Here is a 25,898-nt window from a genome sequence, read left to right as displayed (position 1 = left end):
CCTCCGTGGCCGAGCACCGGACGATGCAGCGCGCCGCCCTGCTGGATGCGGCGCGCTCCCTGCTGTCCGAGGGCGGCACGGAGGCGCTGACCTTCCCCGCCCTCGCCGAACGCACCGGCCTCGCCCGGTCGTCGGTGTACGAGTACTTCCGCTCCCGCGCCGCCGTCGTCGAGGAGCTGTGCGCGGTCGACTTCCCCGTCTGGGCGGCGGAGGTCGAGGCGGCCATGGAGCGGGCGGCCACCCCCGGGGCGAAGGTCGAGGCGTACGTGCGCCGCCAGCTGGAGCTCGTCGGCGACCGCCGGCACCGCGCGGTCGTCGCCATCTCCGCCAGCGAACTCGACGACGGCGCCCGCGAGAAGATCCGCGCCGCGCACGGCGGCCTCGTCGCGATCATCGTCGAGGCCCTCGCCGAACTCGGCCAGCCCGAGCCCCGGCTCGCCGCGATGCTCCTCCAGGGCGTCGTCGACGCGGCCGTCCGCCGGATCGAGCTCGGCGCCGCCGAGGACCCGACCGCCATCGCCGACACGGCCGTCGCCGTCGCCCTGCGCGGTGTCGCCCACCCCTGAGGCCGCGCGCCCTCACCACCAGGGCAGCAGCCGGGACGGCGGGCGGCGCGGCAGCCGCGGCAGGAGCGACAGCGGGTCCAGGTAGGCGTCCCCCCGCCTGAGCCCCCAGTGCAGGCACGCGCCCGCGCAGTGCGACGCCGCGTCGGTGGCCGTCAGGGCGACCACCTGACCCGCCCGCACCCGCGCCCCGGCCTCCACCACGGCCCGCACCGGCTCGTACGTGATCCTCAGCGGCACCGCGCCCGGTGGTGCCGGCAGCGTCACCACCAGGACGCCCCGCCCCGCCACCGGCCCCGCGAACGACACCCGCCCCGCGACGGCCGCCCGCACCCGCGTGCCCGGCGGCGCGGCCAGGTCGACGCCCCGGTGCCCCCGCCCGTACGCCGACACGGGCGGCTCCCACCCGCGCACCACCACCGCCCGGGGCGGCCCCACCGGCCACACCGCGTCCCGCGCGGGCAGCCCCCCATCCGACGGCCCGCCGTCGAGCGGCCTCCCACCCGGCGGCCCCCCGCCCGGCGGCCCGCCGTCGAGCGGCCTCCCACCTTGCGGTCCCCCGCCCGGCGGCGCGCTCCCGTCCGGGCCCGCCCGCAGCGGCGCCGCGGAGACGGCCGCCGCCGGGGCGCGCGGCCCCGGCACGGCGGCCGCACCCGCGACCGCGACGACGAACAGCAGGAGCGCCAGGGCCGCCGGCAGGGCGGCGCGCGGAGAACGTCGGTCCATGCAACGCACTGTCCCCCCGATCCCCCCGCCCGGGTGGATCACGGCCCCGATCTGTGGACGACGGCGCCGCTTGTGGACAGCGCCGTCACCCGGCGGCGCCCAGGTCCCGTACACTTCTTCTGGCGACCCGGGCCACCGGGTCGACTTCGCACGCCCCGCCACCGCCCTCACCGGCCGTGGTGGCGCTCATCGGTCCATTCGTGGCACAGCGCGCCGGGGCGTCAGGAAACAACCGACACACTCAAGGAGATACGGCCATGGCCGTCGTCACGATGCGGGAGCTGCTGGAGAGCGGCGTCCACTTCGGTCACCAGACCCGTCGCTGGAACCCGAAGATGAAGCGCTTCATCTTCACCGAGCGCAACGGCATCTACATCATCGACCTGCTCCAGTCGCTGTCGTACATCGACCGCGCCTACGAGTTCGTCAAGGAGACCGTCGCGCACGGCGGCTCGATCATGTTCGTCGGCACGAAGAAGCAGGCGCAGGAGGCCATCGCCGAGCAGGCGTCCCGCGTCGGCATGCCGTACGTCAACCAGCGCTGGCTGGGCGGCATGCTCACCAACTTCTCCACCGTGTACAAGCGCCTCCAGCGCCTCAAGGAGCTCGAGGCGATCGACTTCGAGGACGTGGCCGCCTCCGGCCTCACCAAGAAGGAGCTCCTGGTCCTCTCCCGCGAGAAGGCCAAGCTGGAGAAGACCCTCGGTGGTATCCGCGACATGCAGAAGGTGCCCAGCGCCGTCTGGATCGTCGACACCAAGAAGGAGCACATCGCCGTCGGTGAGGCGCGCAAGCTCAACATCCCGGTCGTCGCGATCCTCGACACCAACTGCGACCCCGACGAGGTCGACTACAAGATCCCGGGCAACGACGACGCGATCCGCTCCGTCACCCTGCTCACCCGTGTGATCGCCGACGCCGTCGCCGAGGGCCTCATCGCCCGCTCCGGCGTCGCCACCGGCGACAGCAAGCCGGGCGACAAGGCCGCCGGCGAGCCGCTCGCCGAGTGGGAGCGCGACCTGCTCGAGGGCGAGAAGAAGGCCGACGAGGCCGAGAAGTCGGCCGAGGCCGCCGCCGAGGCCCCGGCCGCCGAGGTTGCCGAGGCCCCGGCCGCCGAGGCGCCGGCCGCCGAGGCCGAGCAGGCCTGACCAGCGGTCCTGACCCCGAGGCCCGGGCCCCCGCGCCCGGCCTGACCGGTCCGGTCGTCGACGGAGGGGGCCACAAGCCCCCTCCGTCACCCCATAGATCCTGGTAGATCTTCCAGACTTCGAGAGAGATTCACAGATCATGGCGAACTACACCGCCGCCGACGTCAAGAAGCTCCGCGAGCTCACCGGCGCCGGCATGATGGACTGCAAGAAGGCGCTGGACGAGTCCGACGGCAACGTCGACAAGGCCGTCGAGGCCCTGCGCATCAAGGGCCAGAAGGGCGTCGCCAAGCGCGAGGGCCGCTCCGCCGAGAACGGTGCCGTCGTCTCCCTGATCGCCGACGACAACACCTCCGGCGTCCTCGTCGAGCTGAAGTGCGAGACGGACTTCGTCGCCAAGGGCGAGAAGTTCCAGTCGGTCGCCAACCAGCTCGCCCAGCACGTCGCGGCCACCGGCCCGGCCGACATCGAGGCGCTGCTCTCCTCCGAGATCGAGCCCGGCAAGACCGTCCAGGCGTTCGTCGACGAGGCCAACGCGAACCTCGGCGAGAAGATCGTTCTCGACCGCTTCGCGCAGTTCTCCGGCGGCTACGTCACCGCGTACATGCACCGCACCATGCCGGACCTGCCGCCGCAGATCGGTGTCCTCGTCGAGCTCGACAAGGAGAACGCCGAGGTCGCCAAGGGCGTCGCGCAGCACATCGCCGCGTTCGCCCCGAAGTACCTCTCCAAGGACGACGTCCCGGCCGAGGTCGTCGAGGCCGAGCGCCGCGTCGCCGAGGAGACCACCCGCGCCGAGGGCAAGCCCGAGGCCGCGCTGCCGAAGATCGTCGAGGGTCGCCTCAACGGCTTCTTCAAGGACGCGACGCTGCTCGGCCAGCCGTACGCGCTCGACAACAAGAAGTCCGTTCAGCAGATCCTGGACGAGGCCGGTGTCACCCTGAAGCGCTTCACGCGCATCAAGGTCGGCATCTGAGTCCGTACCGACGGACACCGGACCCCATAGGGTCGTAGCAGTCGTCCGCGTCCGCGCCGGACGACCGCAGATCTGACGAGGAGGCCATTGCCGCACAGGGACATCAGCACCCCCGGCAATGGCCTTCTTCGTATGTGCACGAGGAGATCTCCAATGAATCAGGGCGCCGCACAGAGCGACGACAACACCGGCAAGAAGGCCGGACGCTTCCTCCTGAAGCTGTCCGGCGAGGCGTTCTCCGGCGGCGGCGGCCTCGGCGTCGATCCCGACGTCGTCCACGCCATCGCCCGCGAGATCGCCGCGGTCGTCCGTGACGGCGCGCAGATCGCGGTCGTCATCGGCGGCGGCAACTTCTTCCGCGGCGCCGAGCTCCAGCAGCGCGGCATGGACCGGGCCCGCTCCGACTACATGGGCATGCTCGGCACGGTCATGAACTGCCTCGCCCTCCAGGACTTCCTGGAGAAGGAGGGCATCCAGTCCCGCGTCCAGACCGCCATCACCATGGGTCAGGTCGCGGAGCCCTACATCCCGCTGCGCGCCGTGCGCCACCTGGAGAAGGGCCGCGTCGTGATCTTCGGCGCCGGCATGGGCATGCCCTACTTCTCCACCGACACGACCGCCGCCCAGCGCGCGCTGGAGATCGACGCCGAGGCCCTCCTCATGGGCAAGAACGGGGTCGACGGGGTCTACGACTCCGACCCGAAGACCAACCCGGACGCCGTGAAGTTCGACGCCCTGGAGTACGGCGAGGTGATCGCCCGGGACCTCAGGGTCGCCGACGCCACCGCCGTCACCCTCTGCCGCGACAACAAGCTGCCGATCCTCGTCTTCGAACTCCTCACGGCCGGCAATATCGCCCGCGCCGTGAAGGGTGAGAAGATCGGCACTCTCGTGAGCGGCGAGGGCACCCGGCACTGACCCTTCCCCGGGCTCTCGACTTCGTTCGAGCGGGGGGACCCCGGGGCCCAGCCGGGGATGGACAAAGCCCTGCCGGTCGGACACCGTGCAGGAGAAGACGCGACGCAGGTTCCGCGGCCGTGGTGCACGCCGGGACAAACCCAAGACACGCAGGAGCAAGTGGTGATCGAAGAGACCCTCCTCGAAGCCGAGGAGAAGATGGAGAAGGCCGTCCTGGTCGCCAAGGAGGACTTCGCCGCGATCCGCACCGGGCGTGCGCACCCGGCCATGTTCAACAAGATCGTGGCCGACTACTACGGTGCCCTCACGCCGATCAACCAGCTGGCCTCCTTCTCGGTGCCGGAGCCGCGCATGGCCGTGGTGACCCCGTTCGACAAGACCGCGCTGCGCAACATCGAGCAGGCGATCCGCGACTCCGACCTCGGCGTCAACCCGACCAACGACGGCAACATCATCCGGGTGGTCTTCCCCGAGCTCACCGAGGAGCGCCGCCGGGAGTACATCAAGGTCGCCAAGGGCAAGGGCGAGGACGCCAAGATCTCGATCCGCTCCATCCGCCGCAAGGCCAAGGAGACCATCGACAAGTTCGTCAAGGACGGCGAAGTCGGTGAGGACGAGGGCCGCCGTGCGGAGAAGGAGCTCGACGACACCACCGCGAAGTACGTCGCGCAGGTGGACGAGCTGCTCAAGCACAAGGAAGCCGAGCTGCTCGAGGTCTGATGAACGACGCTTCCTGGGGGGCCCCGCCGCGAGGCGGACACTGGGGTCCGCCCGACCAGGGGCACGCTCCGGCCGCCCCGGCGGGTCCCGTCCACGATGAGCACGCCGCGCAGCAGACTCGGCCCATGCCCATCGTGCCCGACGTCCCCGCCGGCGGAGACCAGGACGACCCTGACCGGGGGACCGCTCGGCTGAGCGGTCCCCCGTTCCGTGACGAGATGCCGCAGGAGCCCATGCCCTCGGAACCACCGGAGCCCGCCGAGTCGCAGGGACGCTCACACCCACCGCACCAGCACCAGCCGCACCAGCGGCAGCGGCAGAAGAAGCAGGCCGGGCGTGACCTCCGGGCCGCCATAGGGGTCGGCGTCGGCCTCGGCGCGGTGATCATCGCGTCGCTGTTCATCCAGAAGGCCGTCTTCGTCGGCGTCATAGCGATCGCCGTCGTCGTCGGCCTGTGGGAGCTGACGTCCCGGCTCCAGGAGCGCAAGGGCATCAGGGCGCCGCTCGTCCCGCTCGCCGTCGGCGGCGCGGCGATGGTCGTCGCCGGGTACGTGCGCGGCGCCGAGGGCGCCTGGGTGGCGATGGCGCTGACCGCTCTCGCGGTGCTCGTGTGGCGGATGACGGAGCCGCCCGAGGGCTACCTCAAGGACGTCACGGCCGGGGTGTTCGCCGCCTTCTACGTGCCGTTCCTGGCGACGTTCGTGGCGCTGATGCTGGCCGCGGACGACGGGCCGCGGCGGGTGCTGACGTTCCTGCTGCTGACCATCGTCAGCGACACGGGCGCGTACGCGGTCGGCTGGCGCTTCGGCCGGCACAAGCTGGCGCCGCGGATCAGCCCCGGCAAGACCCGCGAGGGCCTCTTCGGCGCGGTCGCCTTCGCGATGGCCGCCGGTGCGCTGTGCATGCTGTTCCTCGTCGACGGCGGTACGTGGTGGCAGGGCCTCCTCCTGGGCCTCGCGGTCGCGGTCAGCGCCACGCTGGGCGACCTCGGCGAGTCCATGATCAAGCGGGACCTGGGCATCAAGGACATGGGCACCCTGCTCCCGGGCCACGGCGGCATCATGGACCGCCTGGACTCCCTGTTGCCGACGGCGCCGGTCGTGTGGCTGCTGCTGGTGATCTTCGTCGGAGCGGGTTGACCGCCAGCAGGTACTCTGGAAGGGCTCGCGGCATCGGGTTGCGGGCCCTTTCGCTTCCCCGCCGACGCGGGGAAGATCCGGTGAGGTCTCCCGGCTCCGGCACAGCACTGCCGCCGTCCCCGCGCACGCGGGCCCCAGACCTCAGTCCTCACGAGGAGTTGCTCGCGTGGTACGCCCCGTCCCTGGCGAACTCACTTTCGTCGCGCCCCGCGGAGCCAAGAAGCCGCCGCGGCACCTCGCCGACCTCACGCCCGCCGAGCGCAGGGAGGCCGTCGCCGCGATCGGCGAGAAGCCGTTCCGCGCCAAGCAGCTGTCCCAGCACTACTTCGCGCGGTACGCCCACGACCCCGCCGAGTGGACCGACATCCCCGCCGCCTCCCGCGAGAAGCTCGCCGGCGAGCTGCTGCCGGAGCTGATGAGCGTCGTCCGACACATCTCGTGCGACGACGACACCACCCGCAAGACCCTGTGGCGGCTGCACGACGGCACGCTCGTCGAGTCGGTGCTCATGCGGTACCCCGACCGCGTGACGATGTGCATCTCGTCGCAGGCGGGCTGCGGCATGAACTGCCCGTTCTGCGCCACCGGCCAGGCCGGTCTGGACCGGAACCTGTCGACCGCCGAGATCGTCCACCAGATCGTCGACGGCATGCGCGCCCTGCGCGACGGCGAGGTCCCCGGCGGCCCCGCGCGGCTGTCGAACATCGTGTTCATGGGCATGGGCGAGCCGCTCGCCAACTACAAGCGGGTCGTCGGCGCCATCCGCCGCCTCACCGACCCCGAGCCGGACGGGCTGGGCCTGTCGCAGCGGGGCATCACGGTCTCGACGGTCGGCCTCGTCCCGGCGATGCTGCGCTTCGCCGACGAGGGCTTCAAGTGCCGCCTCGCCGTGTCGCTGCACGCCCCGGACGACGAGCTGCGCGACACGCTCGTCCCGGTCAACACGCGCTGGAAGGTCCGCGAGGTCCTCGACGCCGCGTGGGAGTACGCCGAGAAGTCCGGGCGCCGCGTCTCCATCGAGTACGCGCTGATCCGCGACATCAACGACCAGGCGTGGCGCGGCGACCTCCTCGGCCGCCTCCTCAAGGGCAAGCGGGTCCACGTCAACCTGATCCCGCTCAACCCCACGCCCGGCTCGAAGTGGACCGCCTCCCGGCCCGAGGACGAGAAGGCGTTCGTCGAGGCCATCGCCGCGCACGGCGTCCCGGTCACCGTCCGCGACACCCGCGGCCAGGAGATCGACGGGGCCTGCGGCCAGCTCGCGGCCACCGAGCGCTGACCGAAAGCCGCCCCGTTGTACTCTGAGCTCGAACATCTGGATATTCCGACAGGGGAGCGCCACAGCGCTGAGAGTGCGGTGACCGCCAGACCGCAGACCCTCTGAACCTCGCCCAGGTCATTCTGGGTAGGGAGTTCGGTCTTTACTCGAGCTGTTGCGCCCTGCCCGCCGCGCCCGCGGCGGGCAGGGCCGCGTCTCTTCCTGGTCACCCCCAGGAGGAATCAGTGGGCACCACCAAGAAGACCGCCGCGGGCGCGGTCGCCACCGCGCTGGGCGTGCTGGCGCTCACCGCCTGCGGCACGGGCTCCGGCGACACGGCCGACGGCGCGAAGTCCCGCACCGTCACGCTCGTCAGCCACGACTCCTTCGCCGCTTCCGACGCCGTCCTGAAGGCGTTCACCGAGGAGACGGGCTACACGGTCAAGGTCCTCAAGAGCGGCGACGCCGTCGAGGCGGTCAACAAGGCCGTCCTCACCAAGGGCGCCCCCCAGGGCGACGTCTTCTTCGGCGTCGACAACACGACCCTCTCCCGCGCCCTCGACAACGGCCTCTTCGAGCCGTACGAGGCGAAGGGCCTCGACCGGGTCGACGAAGCCGTCCAGCTCGACAAGGGCCGCCACCGCGTCACCCCCGTCGACTACGGCGACATCTGCGTCAACTACGACAAGAAGTACTTCGCCGACAGGAAGCTCGCCCCGCCGCGGACCTTCGACGACCTCGCCGAGCCCGCCTACCGGAACCTCCTCGTCGTCGAGAACCCCGAGCGCTCCTCGCCCGGCCTCGGCTTCCTGCTCGGCACGGCCGCCGCGTACGGCGACGGGGGCGCCTCCGGCTCGGGCGGGGGAGGCTGGCAGGGCTACTGGAAGAAGCTGAAGGACAACGGCGTCAAGGTCGTCGACAGCTGGGAGATCGCCTACAACCAGGAGTTCTCCGGCTCCGCGGGCGGCAGGAAGGCCAAGGCCGACCGGCCGCTCGTCGTCTCGTACGCCTCCAGCCCGCCCGTCGAGGTCCTGTACGGCGACCCGAAGCCCGCCGAGGCGCCCACCGGCGTCGCCGAGGGCACCTGCTACCGGCAGATCGAGTTCGCCGGCCTCCTCGAGGGCGCCGGCAACCCGGAGGGCGGCAAGGCCCTCCTCGACTTCATGGTCGGAAAGAAGTTCCAGGAGGACATGCCGCTGAACATGTTCGTGCACCCGGTCGCGAAGGACGCGAAGCTGCCCGAGCTGTTCACCCGGCACGGCGTCGTGATCGACGAGCCGCTGACCATGGCCCCCGAGAAGATCGCCGAGAACCGCGACCAGTGGATCCAGACGTGGTCCTCGCTCGTCCTGAAGTAGACGGCCGCCCGGAGGGGGACGCCCCGGCGGGTGCCGTCCGCGCGGCACGCGCGCGGGGCGGCGCGGTGCGCGGTGCGCTCGTCGTACTGCCCGCCGCGTTCTTCGCCGTCTTCTTCGCCTACCCCGTCGCCACGATCGTCGGGCGCGGCCTGAGGACGGACGAGGGTTGGCGGCCCGGCCGGCTCGGCGAGGTGCTGGCCCGCCCGGACGTCCTCGACGTCCTGTGGTTCACCACCTGGCAGGCGCTCGCCTCCACCGCGCTCACCCTCCTCGTGGCGCTCCCCGGCGCGTACGTCTTCGCCCGCTTCGACTTCCCCGGCAAGCAGGTGCTGCGGGCGGTGGTCACCGTGCCGTTCGTGCTGCCGACCGTGGTCGTGGGCACCGCGTTCCTGGCGCTCCTGGGGCGCGGCGGGCTCCTCGACGGGCTGTGGGGCGTCCGCCTCGACACGACCGTCTGGGCGATCCTCCTCGCGCACGTCTTCTTTAATTATGCCGTCGTCGTCCGCACCGTGGGCGGGCTGTGGGCGCAGCTCGACCCCCGGCAGGAGGAGGCCGCGCGGGTCCTGGGCGCGTCCCGCCTCGCCGCCTGGCGGCGGGTGACGCTGCCCGCGCTCGGCCCGGCGGTGGCCGCCGCCGGGCTGATGGTGTTCCTCTTCACGTACACCTCCTTCGGCATCGTCGTGATCCTCGGCGGACCCGCGTACCGCACGCTGGAGGCGGAGATCTACCGGCAGACCGCGCAGCTCCTGGACCTGCCGACCGCCGCCGTCCTCACCCTCGTCCAGTTCGCCGCCGTCGCCGCCGTCCTCGCCGTGCACGCCTGGACCGTGCGGCGCCGGGAGACCGCGCTGCGGCTCGTCGACCCGGCGGGCACCGCGCACCGGCCGCGCGGCGCCGGGCAGTGGGCGCTGCTCGGCGGGGTCCTCGCCTCGATCGCGCTGCTGCTCCTGCTGCCGCTCGGCGTGCTCGTCGCCCGGTCCCTCGACGCCTCCGGCGGCCTGGGCTTCTACCGGGCGCTGCGCTCGGTGGAGGCGAGCGGCGGCACGTTCGCCGTCCCGCCGCTGGAGGCCGTCGGGAACTCCCTCCGGTTCGCGCTCGCCGCGACCGCGATCGCCGTCGTCGTCGGCGGGCTCGCGGCGGCGGCCCTCACCCGGCGGGCCGGCCGCCTGGTGCGCGCGTTCGACGCGCTGCTGATGCTGCCGCTCGGCGTGTCCGCCGTCACCGTGGGCTTCGGCTTCCTCGTCGCGTTGGACGAGCCGCCGCTGGACCTGCGCTCGTCGTGGATGCTGGTGCCGCTCGCCCAGGCCCTGGTCGGGGTGCCCTTCGTCGTACGGACGATGCTGCCCGTCCTGCGCGCGGTCGACGCGCGGCTGCGGGAGGCGGCGGCGGTGCTCGGGGCGTCGCCGCTGCGGGCGTGGCGGGAGGTGGACCTGCCGATGGTGCGGCGGGCGCTGCTCGTCGCGGCCGGGTTCGCGTTCGCCGTGTCGCTCGGCGAGTTCGGCGCGACCGTGTTCATCGCCCGCGCCGACCACCCGACGCTGCCGGTGGCCGTGGCGCGGCTGCTCGGCCGGCCCGGCGAGCTCAACTACGGCCAGGCGATGGCCCTGTCCACGATCCTGATGGCGGTGTGCGCGACCGCGCTCCTGCTGCTCGAACGCGTCCGCACGGACCGCGGGGGGGAGTTCTGACGATGCTGCTTCACCTGGACGGCGTCACCGTGCGCTTCGGCGCCCGCACGGCCCTCGACGCGGTGGACCTGTCGGTCGACGAGCACGAGATCGTCTGCGTCCTCGGGCCGAGCGGCAGCGGCAAGTCAACCCTGCTGCGGGTCGTCGCCGGACTCCAGCGGGCCGACGCGGGCCGGGTCCTCCTGGCCGGCGCCGACCAGGCCCGCGTGCCCGTGCACCGGCGCGGGGTGGGCCTGATGTTCCAGGACCACCAGTTGTTCCCGCAGCGGGACGTGGCCGGGAACGTCGCGTTCGGGCTGCGGATGCGCGGCGTGCCCCGCGCCGAGCGGGCCGCGCGGGTGGCGGAACTGCTGGACCTCGTCGGCCTGCCGGGCGCCGGACGCCGGTCCGTCGCCGCCCTGTCCGGCGGTGAGCAGCAGCGCGTCGCCCTCGCCCGGGCGCTCGCCCCCAGCCCGCGGCTGCTGATGCTGGACGAGCCGCTCGGCCAGCTCGACCGGGGGCTGCGCGAGCGGCTGGTCACCGAGCTGCGCGGCCTGTTCGGCCGGCTCGGCACGACCGTGCTGGCCGTCACGCACGACCAGGCCGAGGCGTTCGCCCTCGCCGACCGGGTCGTCGTCATGCACGAGGGCAGGATCGCCCAGGCGGGCACGCCGCTGGAGGTGTGGCAGCGCCCCGCGTCCGAGTTCGTCGCGCGGTTCCTCGGCTTCGACAACGTGGTCGCCGCGACCGTGAGCGGCGACGCCGCCGACACCGTGTGGGGCAGGGTCCCCGTTCCGCCCGGCACCCCGCGGGGCGCCGCCCGGCTGCTGGTGCGGCCCGCCGGCGTACGGCTCGGGGACCCCGCCCACGGGCTGCGGTGCACGGTCGAGGGGCGCACGTTCCGCGGCCACCACGTGGCGGTCCTGCTGCGGCCCGCCGACGCGGACGCCCCCGTGCTGGAGGCCGAGTGCGCCCTGCGGGACGCCCCGGACCAGGGCGCGGCGGTGGGCGCCACGTTCGCCCCGGACGAGGTCGTCGTCCTCGGCTGACGGGCGGCACCGCGCACGGGCGGCGTGTCCGCGCCGGGTGCGCCTCCGTCGCGCGCCCCGGCGCCGTCCCGTACGCCGAGGAGCCCCGGTACGCGACGACCGCCCCCCACGGGGCGTGGTCCCCGCCTCTCGGGGCCCGCCGGGCCCACCGTGTCAGGGGCGCAGGGGGAGTGCCGTCAGCGCGGCCACCAGCCAGGTCAGCGGGGCGAAGGCGGCGAGCAGGGTCGCCGCGCGCAGCAGCGCGGCCGAGCGGAGCAGGCCCGCCGGGGCGCCGAGGCGGAGCAGGGCGGCGGCCGTGCCGGCCCGGCGCTGCCGGGTCTCCACGGCGGCGGTGAGCAGCGCGGCCGACGCACACGCCAGGACGAGGGTCGCGCCGAGTCCGGACAGCGGGCCGAAGGGCCGGGTGTCGGCCTGCGCGTACAGGGTGTTCGCCGCGATCCCCGCGGAGACGACCGCGCACAGCACGCCGAGGGGCCGGCCGACGCGGCGGGACTCGTCCATCAGCGCGCGGCCGGCGAGGAGCCGCGCCGCGCCCGGCCGGTACGCCTGGAGGAGTCGTCCGCACAGGTGGGTGAGGCCCGGTCCGGTCACGGCGAGGCCCAGGGTGGCCAGGGCCCAGCCGGCCAGGGCGGGGACGGGGCTGCCGGGCACGCCGCCCGGCAGCGGCAGCGCGTCGCCCGTGCCGCGCACCCCGTACAGCTCCAGCGCCAGGCCCGCCGCCATGAGGGCGACGCCCCAGGGCAGGCCGGCCGGCGCGGTCACCGGGTCGAACGGGTCGCGGGCGGCGGGGGGCGCGGCGTCGGTGTCCGCCCCGGTGGCGGCCCGCCGCCCGCCGGTGCGCTCCCGGCCGGGGCGCAGGACCAGCGTGACGGCAGTGGACGCGACGACCGGGACGAGTGCGAGCAGGGTCAGCGCGGCGGGCACCGGCAGGGGCCGTCCGCCGCCCAGCAGGTCGGCGCCGGCCCCGCCGAACGGCAGGCCGGGCAGGCCGCCGCGCAGGTGCAGGGAGACGAGGAGCGCGAGCACCGAGCCGAGCGTGCAGGCGGCGGCGGTCGACGCCGCCGCGATGGCGGTCAGCCGGGCCGGGCCGAGCCCGATGGAGGAGAGCCCGGGCCGGGGGCGGGTGCTCGGGTCGGTGCGCGCCACGGCGACCGCCAGGTGCACGGCGGCGGCGAGCGGCAGGGCGCACCAGGCGAGCCGGAGCACGGAGGCGGACGGTCGGTCGGGGTGCGCCACGGCGTGCCCGAGGGCGCACAGCAGCAGGAAGCCCGCCCCCGCCGACGCCGCGGCGACCAGCAGCCGCAGTAGGAGGAAGGGGTGGGCGCCGCGGGCTAGACGGAGAGCGAGCACGCGTCGCGCCCCTCCACCTCGGCGGTCCTCGGGGCGTTGACGCGCCGTCCGTCGAGCAGGGCGACGACACGGTCGGCGAGGGCGGCGACCTGCGTGTCGTACGTGGCGAGGACGACGGTGATGCGGTGCGAGCGCGCCGCGGCGGTCAGGGTGCGCAGCACCTGTGCGCCCTCCGCGCTGTGCAGGGTGGCGGTGGGCTCGTCGGCGAAGAGGACGGCGGGCTCGGCGGCGAGCGCGCGGGCGACGGCGACGCGCTGGCGCTGCGCCTGGAGCAGGGCGCGAGGCCGCCGCTTGGCGCAGGCGCCGATGTCGAGCCGCTCCAGCCATTCGAGGGCGGCGGCCTTGGCGGCCCGGCGGGGGGTGCCGCGCAGCAGCAGGGGCAGGGCGGCGTTCTCCCAGGCGGTGAGCTCGGGCACGAGGGTGGGCTCCGGGTCGATCCAGGCGAACCGGTCGCGGCGGAGCCGTTCCCGCTGGAGCGGGCTCATGGTGTGGACGGGGGCACTGTTGAACCAGACCTCGCCCTCCTGGGGGGCGGTCTGGCCGGCGAGACAGCGCAGCAGTGTCGTTTTTCCGCACCCGCGCGGGCCGTGGACGGCGAGGATCTCGCCCTCGCGAACGCCGAGCGAGACGCCGCTGAGCGCGGGGGAGCCGTTGTGCGTGTGGTGCAGGGAACGCGCCCACAGCACGTCGTTGTCGGGCGGGGCCACCATGTCTCTCATCCCATCGGATCAGCTCGGAGCCTTCTGGAGTCCCCCCGAACCGGTCGGAACATAACACGCGGCTCGGCGGGCCCCAACGGGATGGCACCGTAACGGGAAACGGCCGCGGCCCGGATGCACCCGCATGGGTGAATCCGGGCCGCGGCCGGCCGACGTACGGCCCGATCGGCCAGGGCAAGTCCGATCGGTCGACCGGTCAGAGCTTGGTCCAGGCCTCGGTGAGGGTGGCCCGGAGGATCTGCTCGATCTCGTCGAACGTCGACTGGTCGGAGACCAGCGGCGGGGCGAGCTGGACGACCGGGTCGCCGCGGTCGTCGGCGCGGCAGTACAGCCCGTTGTCGAACAGCGCCTTGGAGAGGAAGCCGTACAGGACGCGCTCGGTCTCCTCCTCGTTGAAGGACTCCTTGGTGTGCTTGTCCTTCACGAGCTCGATGCCGTAGAAGAAGCCGTTGCCGCGCACGTCGCCGACGATCGGCAGGTCGTGCAGCTTCTCCAGCGTCGCGCGGAACGCGCCCTCGTTGTCCAGGACGTGCTGGTTGAGGTTCTCGCGCTCGAAGATGTCGAGGTTGGCGAGGCCGACGGCCGCGGAGACCGGGTGGCCGCCGAAGGTGTAGCCGTGCAGGAACGTGTTGTCGCCCTTGTAGAACGGCTCGGCGAGGCGGTCGGAGATGATGCACGCGCCGATCGGGGAGTAGCCCGAGGTCATGCCCTTGGCGCAGGTGATCATGTCCGGCACGTAGTCGAACTTGTCGCAGGCGAACATCGTGCCGAGGCGGCCGAAGGCGCAGATGACCTCGTCGGAGACGAGCAGCACGTCGTACCGGTCGCAGATCTCGCGGACCCGCTGGAAGTACCCGGGCGGCGGCGGGAAGCAGCCGCCGGCGTTCTGCACCGGCTCCAGGAAGACCGCGGCGACGGTGTCCGGGCCCTCGAAGAGGATCTGCTGCTCGATCTGGTCGGCGGCCCAGCGGCCGAAGGCCTCCGGGGAGACGCCGGAACCGTCGTCGAGGAAGGAGGGCGCGCGGTAGATGTTGGTGTTCGGCACCTTGTGCGCGCCGGGGACCAGCGGCTCGAAGGGGGCCTTCAGGCCCGGCAGGCCGGTGATGGACAGGGCGCCCTGCGGCGTGCCGTGGTAGGCGACGGCGCGGGATATCACCTTGTGCTTGGTCGGCTTGCCGACGAGCTTGAAGTACTGCTTCGCCAGCTTCCAGGCGGTCTCGACCGCCTCGCCGCCGCCGGTGGTGAAGAAGACCTTGTTCAGGTCGCCGGGGGCGTGGTGGGCGAGGCGCTCGGCCAGCTCGACGGCGCGCGGGTGGGCGTACGACCACACGGGGAAGAACGCGAGCTCCTGCGCCTGCTTGTACGCGGTCTCGGCGAGCTCGGTGCGGCCGTGGCCCGCCTGGACGACGAACAGGCCGGCGAGGCCGTCGAGGTAGCGCTTGCCCTTGTCGTCGTAGATGTAGGTGCCCTCGCCGCGGACGATGGTCGGGACGGGGCTGTTCTCGTACGACGACATGCGGGTGAAGTGCATCCACAGGTGGTCGTAGGCGGACTTTGACAGGTCGCTGCGGGAGTTGCTCACGGCTATCGGGTTCCCCACATGTAGGTCTGCTTCTTGAGCTTGAGGTAGACGAAGCTCTCGGTGGAGCGCACGCCGGGGAGGGTGCGGATGCGCTTGTTGATCACATCCAGCAGGTGGGCGTCGTCCTCGCAGACGACCTCCACCATCAGGTCGAACGAGCCCGCGGTCATCACCACGTACTCGCACTCGGGCATGGCGGTCAGCGCGTCGGCCACCGGGTCCACGTCGCCCTCGACGTTGATGCCGAGCATCGCCTGCCGCCGGAAGCCCACGGTGAGCGGGTCGGTGACGGCGACGATCTGCATCACGTTCTGGTCGAGGAGCTTCTGGACGCGCTGCCGCACGGCCGCCTCCGACAGGCCCACGGCCTTGCCGATGGCGGCGTAGGGACGGCGCCCGTCCTCCTGGAGCTGTTCGATGATCGCCAGGGACACGGCGTCGATCGCGGGGGACGATCCACTGTTGGTCCTGGAGTCTGCGCTTCGACTGGCCACACCTTCACTCTGCACCGAGACCCGTCGGTTTCGCAACCTCAGAATGGCGGAATCCGTTGTTTGTGGTTGTCGATCTCACTGAATCCGAAGTTCTGGAGCGTCGGGCCTGTCGAAAGCGTGGCATCAGCGACTAGGCTGGGTGTCTCACCCACCGGACAGCACCACCGGGCCGGAGGGTGACCACGGACACCGAAATCGACAGGAGGGTGGCCACGTGACCACCGAACTGCGTCGTCTGCGCAACTACATCAACGGCGAGTTCCGGGATGCCGCCGACGGACGGACCATCGACGTCGTCAACCCCGCCACCGGGGAGGTCTACGCCACCTCTCCGCTCTCGGGCCCGGCCGACGTGGACGCCGCCATGGAGGCCGCCGCCGCCGCGTTCCCCGCCTGGCGGGACGCCACCCCGGCCGAGCGCCAGAAGGCCCTGCTGAAGATCGCGGACGCGTTCGAGGAGCGCGCGGAGGAGCTGATCGCCGCCGAGTGCGAGAACACCGGCAAGCCCTTCGGCCTCACGCGGACCGAGGAACTGCCCCCGATGGTGGACCAGATCCGCTTCTTCGCCGGCGCCGCGCGGCTGCTGGAGGGCCGCTCCGCGGGCGAGTACATGGAGGGCATGACCTCCATCGTCCGCCGCGAGCCGATCGGCGTCTGCGCCCAGGTCGCGCCGTGGAACTACCCGATGATGATGGCCGTGTGGAAGTTCGCCCCGGCCCTCGCCGCGGGCAACACCGTCGTCCTCAAGCCGTCCGACACGACGCCCGCCTCGACGGTCCTGATCGCCGAGATCATGGGGACGGTCCTGCCCAAGGGCGTCTTCAACGTCATCTGCGGCGACCGCGACACCGGCCGGGCGATGGTCGAGCACCCGGTCCCGGCGATGGCCTCCATCACCGGTTCCGTACGCGCCGGCATGCAGGTCGCCGAGTCGGCCGCCAAGGACGTCAAGCGCGTCCACCTGGAGCTGGGCGGCAAGGCCCCGGTCGTCGTCTTCGAGGACGTCGACATCGAGAAGGCCGTCGAGGACATCTCCGTCGCCGGCTTCTTCAACGCCGGCCAGGACTGCACGGCCGCCACCCGCGTCCTGGTCCACGAGTCGATCCACGACGAGTTCGTCGCCGCCCTCGCCAAGGCCGCCGCCGACACGAGGACCGGCGCGCCCGAGGACGAGGACGCGCTGTACGGCCCGCTCAACAACGCCAACCAGCTCAAGCAGGTCAGCGGCTTCATCGACCGCCTCCCGGCCCACGCCAAGGTGGAGGCGGGCGGCCACCGCGTCGGCGAGAAGGGCTACTTCTACGCGCCGACCGTCGTCTCCGGCCTCAAGCAGGACGACGAGATCATCCAGAACGAGGTCTTCGGCCCCGTCATCACCGTCCAGTCGTTCCGCGACGAGGAGCAGGCGCTGGAGTACGCGAACGGCGTCGAGTACGCCCTCGCCTCCTCCGTCTGGACCAAGGACCACGCGCGCGCGATGCGCATGTCCAAGGCCCTCGACTTCGGCTGCGTCTGGATCAACACCCACATCCCGCTGGTCGCCGAGATGCCGCACGGCGGCTTCAAGAAGTCCGGCTACGGCAAGGACCTGTCGGCGTACGGCTTCGAGGACTACACGCGCATCAAGCACGTGATGACCTCGCTGAGCTGACGCTTCGCGACCGACCGGAGGGCGGACCCGTGCGGGGGGCCGCCCTCCGGGCGTTTCCGCGGACGGTCGTTCCCGCGGACGGTCGTTCCCCCGGTGCGGGCGGTCCCGCCCCGTCCGGGCCGCGGTCGCCGCCGTCTTCCCGCACACGCTCGCGCGGAAGGCCGCCGGGCTCCGGCGAAGGGGCGGTGAACACGGGCGTACGCTGCGGACATGACCGAGCAGAACGCCCTTCTGAGGCGGATCCGTGTGTGGTTGGTGTTCTTCATCGTCTGCCTGGTGCTGAGCGGGGCGACCGCCTTCCCGCTCGTCACCGAGATGCGCCTGGCCCACGACGCGCTGACCGGCTGGGCGTCGCCCGTCGCCGACGCCTTCCCCGGTCTGCTGGAGTGGATCGAGCGCGTCCGCGCCGGCCTGGACACCGCCGACTCCCGGTACCCGTTCCTGCTCTACGGCACGGACTGGCTGGCCTTCGCGCACCTCGTCATCGCGGTCGCCTTCTACGGCCCGTACCGCGACCCCGTACGCAACATCTGGGTGGTCGACTTCGGGATGATCGCCTGCGCCGGGATCGTCCCGCTCGCCCTGATCTGCGGCCCGATCCGCGACATCCCCGTCTGGTGGTCGCTGATCGACATGTCGTTCGGGGTGTTCGGGGTGGTCCCGCTGCTGGTGGTGCGCCGTCAGATCAAGCGGCTGGAAGCCCTGACGGAACCGGTCATGACGGTACGCCGAACGCTGCCCGTGTGATCCGGCGGCCGGTCACCGCGCCCGCCTCCCGACCCTCGGCGCCGGGGGAGCCGGCCGAGCGCACCGGGGCACCGGACGGGCCCCGGGCGGCCCGCGCCGACCGCGCCGTCCCCCGGCAGGCGCCCGCCCCGCGCCGACCGCGCCGTCCCCGACGGCTGTCCGCCCCGCGCCACGGGACCCGCCCGCCGCCGGCGCCGTGATCCTGTGAGCCCGTACGCCCGTACGCCCGTACGCCCGTCAAGGCTTGCGGGCCACGGCGCCGAACTGGGCGACCACGCCCCCCTGCCCGGGTCGGGGCCGCCAGTCGGCGCAGGACACGATGCCCGGCTCCAGGACCTCCAGTCCGTCGAGGAACGACGCGAACTCCTCGCGGCTGCGGGCGGTGATGGGCGGCGTGGCGTTGGCGTTCCAGAACGCCATCGCCTCCACGTTGCCCTCGCCGCCCAGTTCCGGGTCGGTCGTCGGGTGGGTCAGCACCAGGTGGCTGCCGGACGGGACGGCGGCCATCAGGGTCCGGACGATCCGCCGGGCCTCGTCCGTGTCGAGGACGAAGTTGAGGATGCCGAGCATCATCACGGCCACCGGCCGCCCCAGGTCCAGGGTCGGCGCCACCGCGTCGAGGATGGCCTCCGGGCGGTGGGCGTCCGCGTCGACGTACTCCGTGGCGCCCTCGGGCGAGCCGGTGAGCAGGGCGCGCGCGTGGGTGAGCACGATCGGGTCGTTGTCGACGTACACGATCCGCGCGTCGGGGGCGACGCGCTGGGCGACCTCGTGGGTGTTGTCCGCGGTCGGCAGGCCGGTGCCGATGTCCAGGAACTGCCGGATGCCGGCCTCCGCCGCGAGGTGCGTCACCGCGCGGCCGAGGAACGCCCGGTCGGCGCGGGCGACTTCGCCGATGCTCGGGTGGAGCGAGGCGACCCGGTCGCCGACGACGCGGTCGACGGGGTAGTTGTCCTTGCCGCCGAGCCAGTAGTTCCACACGCGTGCGTTGTGTGCGACGTCGGTGCGGATCCGGTCGATGTGGTCGGACGTCACGTACGGGCTCCCGTCAGTACGGCGTTGAGCGTGTCCACGCGGTTGGTGGTGATCGAGTCCACCCCGTTGGCGATCAGCTTACGCATGGTCCTGCGCGTGTCGGCCGTCCACGCGGAGACGAGCAGCCCGTCGCGGTGGACGCGGTCCGCCAGCGCCCTGCTCACCAACCCGAAGCGGTAGTTGAGCCAGCGCGGGGCCAGCGCGTCCAGGAGCACGGGGCGGACCGGCGCGAGCGTCGTCCACGTCAGGGCCAGTTCGGCGGCCGGGTCGGCGGCGCGGACGAGCAGCATGGCGGGCGCGCTGGAACAGTAGAAGACCCGGTCCTCCGCGTCGCACTCGTGGACGGCGCCGACGACGGCGCGCACGGACGCCTCGGTGGCGCCGGGCAGGTCGATCATCACGCGGTGCGGAGCCGCCGCGGCCAGCGCCTCGTGCAGCGTCGGCACGCCCTCCGGGCCGGTCCGCTCCCGCACCTCGGCGAAGCCGAGCGCGGCGAGCGGCCGGTCGACGCGCCAGAGCCGCCGCAGCGTGTCGTCGTGGAGGAGGACCGGGACGCCGTCCCAGGTGAGCCGTACGTCGATCTCCACGGCGTCCGCGCCGCGGGCCAGCGCCGAGCGGATCGACGCGACCGTGTTCTCACGGACCCGGTACGGGTCGCCCCGGTGCCCCACGGCGGTGACGGTGCGCATGTGACCCATTGTCGGCGCGGGGCGGGTCAGAGCGCGAGCCACTGCTCCGTGTACGCGTCGATCTCCCCGGTGATCCGGGCCTTGCCGGCCGGGTCCAGGAAGGACGCCTCGACGGCGTTCTTCGCGAGGGCGGCGACCCCCCGCTCGTCGAGTCCGAGGAGGCGGGCGGCGACCCCGTACTCGGTGTTCAGGTCGGTGCCGAACATCGGCGGGTCGTCGGAGTTGATCGTGACGAGGACCCCGGCGGCCACCATCTCCCTGATGGGGTGCCGGTCGAGGTCGGGGACGGCACGGGTGGCGATGTTGGAGGTGGGGCAGACCTCCAGGGCGATGCGGTGCTCGGCGAGGTGCGCGAGGAGCGCCGGGTCCTGCGCGGCGCTCGTGCCGTGGCCGATGCGCTCGGCGCGCAGGTGGGTCAGCGCGTCCCAGACGGTCTGCGGGCCGGTCGTCTCGCCGGCGTGCGGCACGGAGTGCAGGCCGGCGGCGATGGCCCGGTCGAAGTACGGCTTGAACTGCGGGCGCGGCACGCCGATCTCCGGCCCGCCGAGGCCGAACGACACGAGCCCCTCGGGCCGCAGGTCCACGGCGAGGCGGGTGGTCTCCTCGGCGGACTCCAGACCGGCCTCGCCGGGGATGTCGAAGCACCAGCGCAGGATCACGCCCAGCTCGGTCTCGGCGGCGGTGCGGGCGTCCTCGATGGCCGCCATGAACGCCTTCTCGTCGATCCCGCGCCGCACCGAGCTGTACGGCGTGATCGTCAACTCCGCGTACCGGATGTTCTGCCGCGCCATGTCGCGGGCGATCTCGTAGGTCAGCAGCCGGACGTCCTCGGGGGTGCGGACCAGGTCGACGACCGACAGGTAGACCTCGACGAAGTGCGCGAAGTCGGTGAAGGTGAAGTAGTCCACCAGCGCCTCGGGGTCCGTGGGCACCTTCGAGTCGGGGTGGCGGGCGGCCAGCTCCGAGACGATGCGGGGCGAGGCCGAGCCGACGTGGTGGACGTGCAGCTCCGCCTTGGGCAAGCCCGCGATGAAGGGGCGCAGATCGGTCATCGGTGTCCTCCGTGCGTGTGGGCCGTCCCTGGTCACGGATCATCGTAGGCGGGTCGTTAGCATGTTCGGACACGATGGGGGAGCCTCATGTCAGAGAACAGCGAGCGGAACGACCCCTGGGCGCCGCCGGAGAGCCGGCCGGCCCAGTTGCCGGGGATCGACCTGGGCAAGGCCGCGTCGCCGGCGTCCGGGCCGCACGACCAGCCGACGGTGACGTCGATGCGCACCGACGGCTTCGGCCCCCCCGAGGGCGACCGACTGCCGCCGCCCCCGGTCGCGCCCGGCGGACCCGCGCAGCCCGCCCCCGGCCCGTACGGCTACCCGGCGCCGGGCGCCGCGCCCGCTCCGGGCGCCCAGGGCGGTTACGGCTACCCGGCGCCGGCGGGCTACCCCGGTTCGTACGGGACGTACGGCGGCGCCGGTGCGTGGGGCCCCGGCCCGGCGAACGGGCTGGGCATCGCGTCCATGGTCATCGGCATCGTCTCGCTCGTGACCTGCTTCCTGTACGGCCTCGGCGTCGTCCTGGGCATCCTCGCCCTGGTCTTCGGCATCATCGGCCGCAAGCGCGTGCAGCGGGGCGAGGCGAACAACGGCGGCATGGCCACGGCGGGCATCGTCACCGGCGCGGTCGGCATCGTGCTCGGCGCCGTGGTCCTGGGCCTCATGATCTGGGCGATCGTCCAGGGCGTGAACCGCGAGGACGACGGCGGCAACCACGACGACCCGTACGCCACCTCCCTGGTCGTCACGGATCCGGGGACCCCGGCCCCGAGGTGATCGTCGGGCCCTACGATGGGCCGACGCGTTCCTCGGAGGGGAGACCACTCATGTCCGACCCGTATCAGCAGCCCGGCGGCTTCGGGCCCAGCCCGTACGGCACCGGCCAGCCGCCGCAGCCCGGCTACGGGTACCCGGCACCGGCCACCCCTCCGCCGCCCCCGGCCGGCTACCCGACCGCTCCGCCGTCCCCGGCCGGCTACCCGACCGCTCCGCAGCCCTCGCCGTACGCGGCGCCCGCGCCCGTCTACGGCGCGCCCGTGCCGCAGCCCAGCAACGGGCTGGGCACCGCGGGCCTGGTGCTCGGCATCATCGGCGTCGTCTGCAACCTGACCGTCTTCCTCTGGTTCATCGGCGTGATCCTCGGCATCCTCGCGATCATCTTCGGCGCGGTCGGCCGGGGCAAGGCCAACCGCGGCGAGGCGACCAACAAGGGCGCGGCCACGGCGGGCCTCATCACGGGCATCATCTCGGCCGTCCTGATCCCCGGCATCCTGCTGCTGCTGTTCGCCGGCGCCATGGGCCTGGCCTCCAGCACCTGACCGGACCGTCCGGCCCCGGTGGCCCGGCACGCCCCCGGCGTGTCGGGCCACCGGCGTCCGACCCCGCCGCACTACCGCCCGCGCAGCTCCTCGCGCGCGTCCATCAGCGCGAAGCCCAGCAGGTTGAGGCCCCGCCAGCGGGCCGGGTCGTGGGCGCGCTCGTCGTCGGCGGCGAGCCCGATCCCCCACACGCGGTCCACCGGGCTGGCCTCCACCAGGACCCGGTCGCCCGTGCCGAGCAGGAAGCCCAGCAACTCCGGGTGGTGCGCGAACTTGTGGCGGCTGCCCGCCACCACGATCCCGTACCGCTCGCGCTCCCAGACGGCCTCGTCGAAGCCGCGCACCAGCCGCCCCGCCTTCTTCGCGAGCGCCGGATTCGCCGCCGAGACGGCCTTCCGCTCCGCCTCGGCGTCGCCGAACAGCCGTGCCTTGGCGGCCATCATCCAGTGCTCCGCCGTCGCGTACACGACGCCGTCGACCGTGAACGGGGAGGGCCACCACTGGCTCAGGCAGCTCGCCCCGATCCTTCCGTCGGGGCGCGGGCGGTGCCCCCAGAAATGCAGGTACTTCACCCGGTCACCCCTGCCGACCCGCCCGATCAGCGCTTCCAGCCGTTCCATGCACGCCAGCATGGCAGCCGCCCCTGACACTCCGTACGGGGTTTTCCGGCGCGGCACGCCACGGGGTCGACCGAATCCGTCGCGTAATCAAAAGGCAACAACGGAATCCCTTGTTGGGTGGGTGGCCCTCTGCCAGGATCGGCACCCCATTCACGCCGGGACAACGGAGAGCGTCCATGGACGACCGCTTCCCCACCGCCGCGGAGCGGGGCAGCGTCCCGCCGCGCACCCGCGGCGCACCGCGGGCCGCCCGCGGCCCGGCACCCCGGGCCGCGCCCACGCTCCCGTCGTCCCCGCCCGCGGCGAGGAGGCCCGCACGTACGAACCGGCCGGCACCGCCGACGTGGACGCGGCCGTCGCCGCCCGCGCCGTCCACGTCGTCCGGGCCGCCCGCGCCGCCCGCGCGGGCCGCGTCCCGGGCGGCGGCCCCGTCCCGATCGTCAGCGGGACGCCCCACGGGGACCACCGAGCGCCAGGCTCCGGGAAGGGCGTGCCAACCTACTCCTTCGAGCAGTACACGCAGGTCAAACACGTCATCCACGACAACACCGCGGTCGCCGGGAAGGACCGGCGCCGCACGGTCTCCGGGGCCCGACGCCCGCAGCACGCCGCCCGGCCGGCGGCCCGACCCCTCCCGAAAGGCACAGCGCATGGAGCAGTACGAGCCCGACCGCCTCTCCGCGGCACAACGCGCCGCGATGCGGCGCAGCCTGGCGAACGGCAGGGGAGCCCTCACCCGCCGCTCCCTGCTGCGCGCCCAGGGCGCCGGTGCCCTCGCCCTCGCCGGGCTCGCCGGGCTGAGCGGCTGCGGCATCCCGCCCGCCCGACGGGAGGGCCAGGGCCCCGCCCCCACCGACCACTCGGCCGCGGAGAGGCGGCTCACCTTCTCCAACTGGACGCAGTACATCGACGTCAGCGAGGACGAGAAGCGCCGCCCCACGCTGGAGGAGTTCACCGAGCGGACCGGGATCGTGGTCAGGTACACCGAGGACATCAACGACAACGTCGAGTTCTTCGGCAAGATCAGACCGCAGCTCGCCGCCGGCCAGGACACCGGGCGCGACCTGATCTGCCTCACCGACTGGCTCGCCGCCCGCGTCATCCGCCTCGGCTGGGCCCAGAAGCTCGACCCGGCGAACCTCCCCACCGCGTACGCCAACCTCGCCCCGCAGTTCCGCCGCCCCGACTGGGACCCGGGCCGCGCCTACTCCTACCCCTGGACCGGCATCTCCACCGTCATCGCCTACAACGCCAGGGCGACCGGCGGCCGCACGGTCGACTCCGTCACCCAGCTCCTCGACGACCCCCGGCTCAAGGGCCGCGTCGCCTTCCTCTCCGAGATGCGCGACACGGTCGGCATGACCCTCCTCGACATGGGCAAGGACCCCGGCGCGGTCACCGCCGCCGACTACGACGCGGCGATCGGCCGCCTCCAGAAGGGCGTCGACACGAAGCAGATCCGCCGCTTCACCGGCAACGACTACACCGCCGACCTCAGCAAGGGCGACCTGGCGGCGTGCCTCGCCTGGGCGGGCGACCTCATCCAGCTCCGGGCCGACAACCCCGACATCAGGTTCGCGATCCCCGCCGCCGGCTACCTCACCTCCACCGACAACCTGCTCGTCCCGGCCGGGGCCCGGCACAAGGCCAACGCCGAGAAGCTCATCGACTACTACTACGAGCCCCCCGTCGCCGCCCGGCTCGCCGCGTACATCAACTACGTCTGCCCCGTCGAGGGCGTACGCGAGGAACTCGCCCGGATCGACCCGGCGATGGCGGCGAACACGCTGATCCTCCCCGACCGGGCCACGGCCGCGAAGTCGCACGCCTTCCGCTCCCTCAGCGGCGCGGAGGAGACGGCGTTCGAGGAGAAGTTCGCCAAGCTCATCGGCGCCTGAGCCGACCGCGGCCCGCCCCCGTTCCGCCCCCGACCCCCTGGGACCCCACCCATGACCGACACGCACACCGGCGGCGACGTCCGCCTCGCCGGGATCAGCAAGACGTACGGCTCGTTCACCGCCGTCCACCCGCTCGACCTGACCGTCCCCGAGGGCTCCTTCTTCGCCCTCCTCGGCGCCTCCGGCTGCGGCAAGACCACCACCCTGCGCATGATCGCCGGCCTGGAGGAGCCCACCACCGGCGCGGTCCTGCTCGGCGACCGCGACGTCACCGGCCTCCCCCCGCACAAGCGGCCGGTGAACACCGTCTTCCAGTCCTACGCCCTCTTCCCGCACCTGGACGTCCACGAGAACGTCGCCTTCGGCCTGCGCCGGCGCGGCGTCAGGTCCGTCAAGCGCCAGGTCGACGAGATGCTCGACCTCGTCCAGCTCGGCGACAGGGCCCGGCACCGCCCGCACCAGCTCTCCGGCGGCCAGCAGCAGCGCGTCGCCGTCGCCCGCGCCCTGATCAACCACCCCCGCGTGCTCCTCCTCGACGAGCCGCTCGGCGCCCTCGACCTGAAGCTGCGCCGCCGGATGCAGCTGGAGCTCAAGCGCATCCAGACCGAGGTCGGCATCACGTTCGTCCACGTCACCCACGACCAGGAGGAGGCCATGACCATGGCCGACACGGTCGCCGTGATGAACGCCGGCCGCGTCGAGCAACTGGGCGCCCCCGCCGAGCTGTACGACAACCCGCGCACCACGTTCGTCGCCAACTTCCTCGGCACCTCCAACCTCATCGAGGCCGAGGTCGCCGAGTCCGGCGCCGACGTCGTCGTCACGGCCGGCGGCGGCGCGCTGCGGCTGCCCGCCGCCCGCTGCTCCGTCCCCGCCCGCCCCGGCGGCCGGCTCCTCGTCGGCATCCGCCCGGAGAAGATCGCGCTCGCGCACGCCGACGACGCGGACGCGATCCCCGCCGGCCGCAACAGGGTCACCGGCCGCGTCACCGACGCGTCCTTCATCGGCGTGTCCACCCAGTACGCCGTCGACGGCCCCGCCGGCACCGGCCTCCAGGTGTACGAGCAGAACGTCGAACGCGACCCGCGGCTCGTCCCCGGCGCCGAGGTCGTCCTCCACTGGAACCCGGCCCACACCTTCGGCCTCGACGCCGCACAGGACGCGGAGGCGGGCGCCCCGACGGTGGAGGACGCCCCGTGACGACCGCCACCGGCACCCCG

Annotated in this window: 25 protein-coding genes; 16 read left to right on the top strand and 9 right to left on the bottom strand. The window is 73.1% G+C overall.

The window, feature by feature from the left end; genetic code table 11:
* Positions 1–5: 5 nt before the first annotated feature.
* The gene (locus AC07D6_RS28260) at positions 6–566 is read left to right on the top strand and encodes a TetR/AcrR family transcriptional regulator (protein ID WP_315878961.1); all 561 of its coding nucleotides are present in this window, start codon (positions 6–8) and stop codon (positions 564–566) included.
* A 12-nt stretch (positions 567–578) separates the two neighbouring features.
* On the opposite strand, the gene AC07D6_RS28255 is transcribed toward AC07D6_RS28260, so the two are convergent.
* Positions 579–1,289 (bottom strand): murein hydrolase activator EnvC family protein, encoded by a 711-nt coding sequence (locus AC07D6_RS28255; RefSeq protein ID WP_479049070.1) that lies wholly within the window; start codon positions 1,287–1,289, stop codon positions 579–581.
* A 257-nt stretch (positions 1,290–1,546) separates the two neighbouring features.
* Between AC07D6_RS28255 and rpsB the strand changes: the two genes are divergently transcribed.
* From rpsB to AC07D6_RS28210, 9 genes are all read left to right on the top strand, one after another.
* On the top strand, positions 1,547–2,437 hold the full coding sequence (gene rpsB, locus AC07D6_RS28250; RefSeq protein WP_479049068.1) for a 30S ribosomal protein S2: 891 nt from the start codon (positions 1,547–1,549) through the stop codon (positions 2,435–2,437).
* Positions 2,438–2,576: 139 nt separating this feature from the next.
* A complete protein-coding gene (gene tsf / locus AC07D6_RS28245) occupies positions 2,577–3,413 on the top strand; it encodes a translation elongation factor Ts (protein WP_315878906.1) in 837 nt (278 codons plus the stop codon).
* A 153-nt stretch (positions 3,414–3,566) separates the two neighbouring features.
* Positions 3,567–4,331, top strand: coding sequence for a UMP kinase (gene pyrH, locus AC07D6_RS28240; RefSeq protein ID WP_315878905.1), 765 nt, complete (start codon positions 3,567–3,569; stop codon positions 4,329–4,331).
* 162 nt (positions 4,332–4,493) lie between these two features.
* The gene (frr, locus tag AC07D6_RS28235; protein ID WP_315878904.1) at positions 4,494–5,051 is read left to right on the top strand and encodes a ribosome recycling factor; all 558 of its coding nucleotides are present in this window, start codon (positions 4,494–4,496) and stop codon (positions 5,049–5,051) included.
* On the top strand, positions 5,051–6,190 hold the full coding sequence (locus AC07D6_RS28230) for a phosphatidate cytidylyltransferase (protein WP_479049065.1): 1,140 nt from the start codon (positions 5,051–5,053) through the stop codon (positions 6,188–6,190). The genes frr and AC07D6_RS28230 overlap by 1 nt, the downstream gene beginning before the upstream one ends.
* A 166-nt stretch (positions 6,191–6,356) precedes the next feature.
* A complete protein-coding gene (rlmN, locus tag AC07D6_RS28225; RefSeq protein ID WP_315878902.1) occupies positions 6,357–7,469 on the top strand; it encodes a dual-specificity RNA methyltransferase RlmN in 1,113 nt (370 codons plus the stop codon).
* Positions 7,470–7,693: 224 nt separating this feature from the next.
* Entirely contained in the window at positions 7,694–8,806 is a 1,113-nt protein-coding gene (locus AC07D6_RS28220) for a thiamine ABC transporter substrate-binding protein (RefSeq protein WP_479049062.1), read from the top strand.
* 65 nt (positions 8,807–8,871) lie between these two features.
* Positions 8,872–10,494, top strand: a complete 1,623-nt coding sequence (locus AC07D6_RS28215; protein ID WP_315878960.1) for an iron ABC transporter permease — start codon at positions 8,872–8,874, stop codon at positions 10,492–10,494.
* Positions 10,495–10,496: 2 nt separating this feature from the next.
* Positions 10,497–11,522, top strand: a complete 1,026-nt coding sequence (locus AC07D6_RS28210; RefSeq protein WP_315878900.1) for an ABC transporter ATP-binding protein — start codon at positions 10,497–10,499, stop codon at positions 11,520–11,522.
* Between the two features lie 153 nt (positions 11,523–11,675).
* Here AC07D6_RS28210 and AC07D6_RS28205 read toward each other — a convergent pair whose 3' ends face one another.
* The 4 genes from AC07D6_RS28205 to AC07D6_RS28190 form a co-directional block, all read right to left on the bottom strand.
* On the bottom strand, positions 11,676–12,872 hold the full coding sequence (locus AC07D6_RS28205; RefSeq protein WP_479049059.1) for a hypothetical protein: 1,197 nt from the start codon (positions 12,870–12,872) through the stop codon (positions 11,676–11,678).
* Positions 12,854–13,582, bottom strand: coding sequence for an ABC transporter ATP-binding protein (locus AC07D6_RS28200; RefSeq protein ID WP_479049057.1), 729 nt, complete (start codon positions 13,580–13,582; stop codon positions 12,854–12,856). The genes AC07D6_RS28205 and AC07D6_RS28200 overlap by 19 nt, the downstream gene beginning before the upstream one ends.
* Positions 13,583–13,787: 205 nt before the next feature.
* The gene (locus AC07D6_RS28195) at positions 13,788–15,191 is read right to left on the bottom strand and encodes an aspartate aminotransferase family protein (protein WP_315878897.1); all 1,404 of its coding nucleotides are present in this window, start codon (positions 15,189–15,191) and stop codon (positions 13,788–13,790) included.
* Complete coding sequence (locus tag AC07D6_RS28190; protein ID WP_315878896.1) at positions 15,176–15,682, bottom strand: Lrp/AsnC family transcriptional regulator; 507 nt, start codon at positions 15,680–15,682, stop codon at positions 15,176–15,178. The genes AC07D6_RS28195 and AC07D6_RS28190 overlap by 16 nt, the downstream gene beginning before the upstream one ends.
* 199 nt (positions 15,683–15,881) lie before the next feature.
* Here AC07D6_RS28190 and AC07D6_RS28185 point away from each other — a divergent pair, with 199 nt between their 5' ends.
* Both AC07D6_RS28185 and AC07D6_RS28180 read left to right on the top strand, forming a co-directional pair.
* Entirely contained in the window at positions 15,882–17,318 is a 1,437-nt protein-coding gene (locus AC07D6_RS28185) for a gamma-aminobutyraldehyde dehydrogenase (RefSeq protein WP_479049054.1), read from the top strand.
* A gap of 210 nt (positions 17,319–17,528) precedes the next feature.
* Positions 17,529–18,065: a hypothetical protein gene (locus tag AC07D6_RS28180; RefSeq protein WP_479049051.1), complete on the top strand. Its 537-nt coding sequence runs from the start codon at positions 17,529–17,531 to the stop codon at positions 18,063–18,065.
* Positions 18,066–18,302: 237 nt separating this feature from the next.
* Here the strand turns inward: AC07D6_RS28180 and AC07D6_RS28175 are convergent, their stop codons facing one another.
* The 3 genes from AC07D6_RS28175 to AC07D6_RS28165 are packed head-to-tail and all read right to left on the bottom strand — an operon-like array spanning position 18,303 to position 20,841.
* Positions 18,303–19,100: an SAM-dependent methyltransferase gene (locus tag AC07D6_RS28175; RefSeq protein ID WP_479049048.1), complete on the bottom strand. Its 798-nt coding sequence runs from the start codon at positions 19,098–19,100 to the stop codon at positions 18,303–18,305.
* Positions 19,097–19,789: a glycerophosphodiester phosphodiesterase gene (locus tag AC07D6_RS28170; protein ID WP_315878892.1), complete on the bottom strand. Its 693-nt coding sequence runs from the start codon at positions 19,787–19,789 to the stop codon at positions 19,097–19,099. Before AC07D6_RS28170 ends, AC07D6_RS28175 begins: the two co-directional genes overlap by 4 nt.
* Positions 19,790–19,815: 26 nt before the next feature.
* Positions 19,816–20,841: an adenosine deaminase gene (locus tag AC07D6_RS28165; protein WP_315878891.1), complete on the bottom strand. Its 1,026-nt coding sequence runs from the start codon at positions 20,839–20,841 to the stop codon at positions 19,816–19,818.
* Positions 20,842–20,928: 87 nt separating this feature from the next.
* Here AC07D6_RS28165 and AC07D6_RS28160 point away from each other — a divergent pair, with 87 nt between their 5' ends.
* Positions 20,929–21,618, top strand: a complete 690-nt coding sequence (locus tag AC07D6_RS28160) for a DUF4190 domain-containing protein (protein ID WP_479049044.1) — start codon at positions 20,929–20,931, stop codon at positions 21,616–21,618.
* Positions 21,619–21,668: 50 nt separating this feature from the next.
* Positions 21,669–22,160, top strand: a complete 492-nt coding sequence (locus AC07D6_RS28155) for a DUF4190 domain-containing protein (RefSeq protein ID WP_315878889.1) — start codon at positions 21,669–21,671, stop codon at positions 22,158–22,160.
* 71 nt (positions 22,161–22,231) lie between these two features.
* Here AC07D6_RS28155 and AC07D6_RS28150 read toward each other — a convergent pair whose 3' ends face one another.
* A complete protein-coding gene (locus AC07D6_RS28150) occupies positions 22,232–22,780 on the bottom strand; it encodes an NADAR family protein (RefSeq protein ID WP_479049041.1) in 549 nt (182 codons plus the stop codon).
* Positions 22,781–23,430: 650 nt separating this feature from the next.
* On the opposite strand from AC07D6_RS28150, the gene AC07D6_RS28145 reads away from it, so the two are divergent.
* Together AC07D6_RS28145 and AC07D6_RS28140 are read left to right on the top strand one after the other, a co-directional pair.
* A complete protein-coding gene (locus AC07D6_RS28145; protein WP_479049038.1) occupies positions 23,431–24,678 on the top strand; it encodes a polyamine ABC transporter substrate-binding protein in 1,248 nt (415 codons plus the stop codon).
* Between the two features lie 51 nt (positions 24,679–24,729).
* Positions 24,730–25,878 carry an ABC transporter ATP-binding protein gene (locus AC07D6_RS28140; RefSeq protein ID WP_479049035.1) on the top strand — a complete coding sequence of 383 codons (1,149 nt, stop codon included), beginning with the start codon at positions 24,730–24,732 and terminating at the stop codon, positions 25,876–25,878.
* Positions 25,879–25,898 lie beyond the last annotated feature (20 nt).

This window comes from Streptomyces sp. NPDC045287 (assembly GCF_056432325.1).
The sequence above is the reverse complement of the archived record's forward strand: the minus strand, read 5'-3'. Positions and strand labels throughout refer to the sequence as shown.

What these genes read in the sequence shown, in the direction of transcription:
- AC07D6_RS28140 (WP_479049035.1), top strand. Translation starts at nt 24,730, where the DNA reads ATGACCGACACGCACACCGGCGGCGACGTCCGCCTCGCCGGGATCAGC.
- AC07D6_RS28165 (WP_315878891.1), bottom strand. Translation starts at nt 20,841, where the DNA reads ATGACCGATCTGCGCCCCTTCATCGCGGGCTTGCCCAAGGCGGAGCTG.
- tsf (WP_315878906.1), top strand. Translation starts at nt 2,577, where the DNA reads ATGGCGAACTACACCGCCGCCGACGTCAAGAAGCTCCGCGAGCTCACC.
- AC07D6_RS28200 (WP_479049057.1), bottom strand. Translation starts at nt 13,582, where the DNA reads ATGGTGGCCCCGCCCGACAACGACGTGCTGTGGGCGCGTTCCCTGCAC.
- AC07D6_RS28255 (WP_479049070.1), bottom strand. Translation starts at nt 1,289, where the DNA reads ATGGACCGACGTTCTCCGCGCGCCGCCCTGCCGGCGGCCCTGGCGCTC.
- AC07D6_RS28145 (WP_479049038.1), top strand. Translation starts at nt 23,431, where the DNA reads ATGGAGCAGTACGAGCCCGACCGCCTCTCCGCGGCACAACGCGCCGCG.
- AC07D6_RS28180 (WP_479049051.1), top strand. Translation starts at nt 17,529, where the DNA reads ATGACCGAGCAGAACGCCCTTCTGAGGCGGATCCGTGTGTGGTTGGTG.
- rpsB (WP_479049068.1), top strand. Translation starts at nt 1,547, where the DNA reads ATGGCCGTCGTCACGATGCGGGAGCTGCTGGAGAGCGGCGTCCACTTC.
- AC07D6_RS28210 (WP_315878900.1), top strand. Translation starts at nt 10,497, where the DNA reads ATGCTGCTTCACCTGGACGGCGTCACCGTGCGCTTCGGCGCCCGCACG.
- AC07D6_RS28155 (WP_315878889.1), top strand. Translation starts at nt 21,669, where the DNA reads ATGTCCGACCCGTATCAGCAGCCCGGCGGCTTCGGGCCCAGCCCGTAC.
- AC07D6_RS28150 (WP_479049041.1), bottom strand. Translation starts at nt 22,780, where the DNA reads ATGGAACGGCTGGAAGCGCTGATCGGGCGGGTCGGCAGGGGTGACCGG.
- AC07D6_RS28230 (WP_479049065.1), top strand. Translation starts at nt 5,051, where the DNA reads ATGAACGACGCTTCCTGGGGGGCCCCGCCGCGAGGCGGACACTGGGGT.
- pyrH (WP_315878905.1), top strand. Translation starts at nt 3,567, where the DNA reads ATGAATCAGGGCGCCGCACAGAGCGACGACAACACCGGCAAGAAGGCC.
- AC07D6_RS28170 (WP_315878892.1), bottom strand. Translation starts at nt 19,789, where the DNA reads ATGCGCACCGTCACCGCCGTGGGGCACCGGGGCGACCCGTACCGGGTC.
- AC07D6_RS28160 (WP_479049044.1), top strand. Translation starts at nt 20,929, where the DNA reads ATGTCAGAGAACAGCGAGCGGAACGACCCCTGGGCGCCGCCGGAGAGC.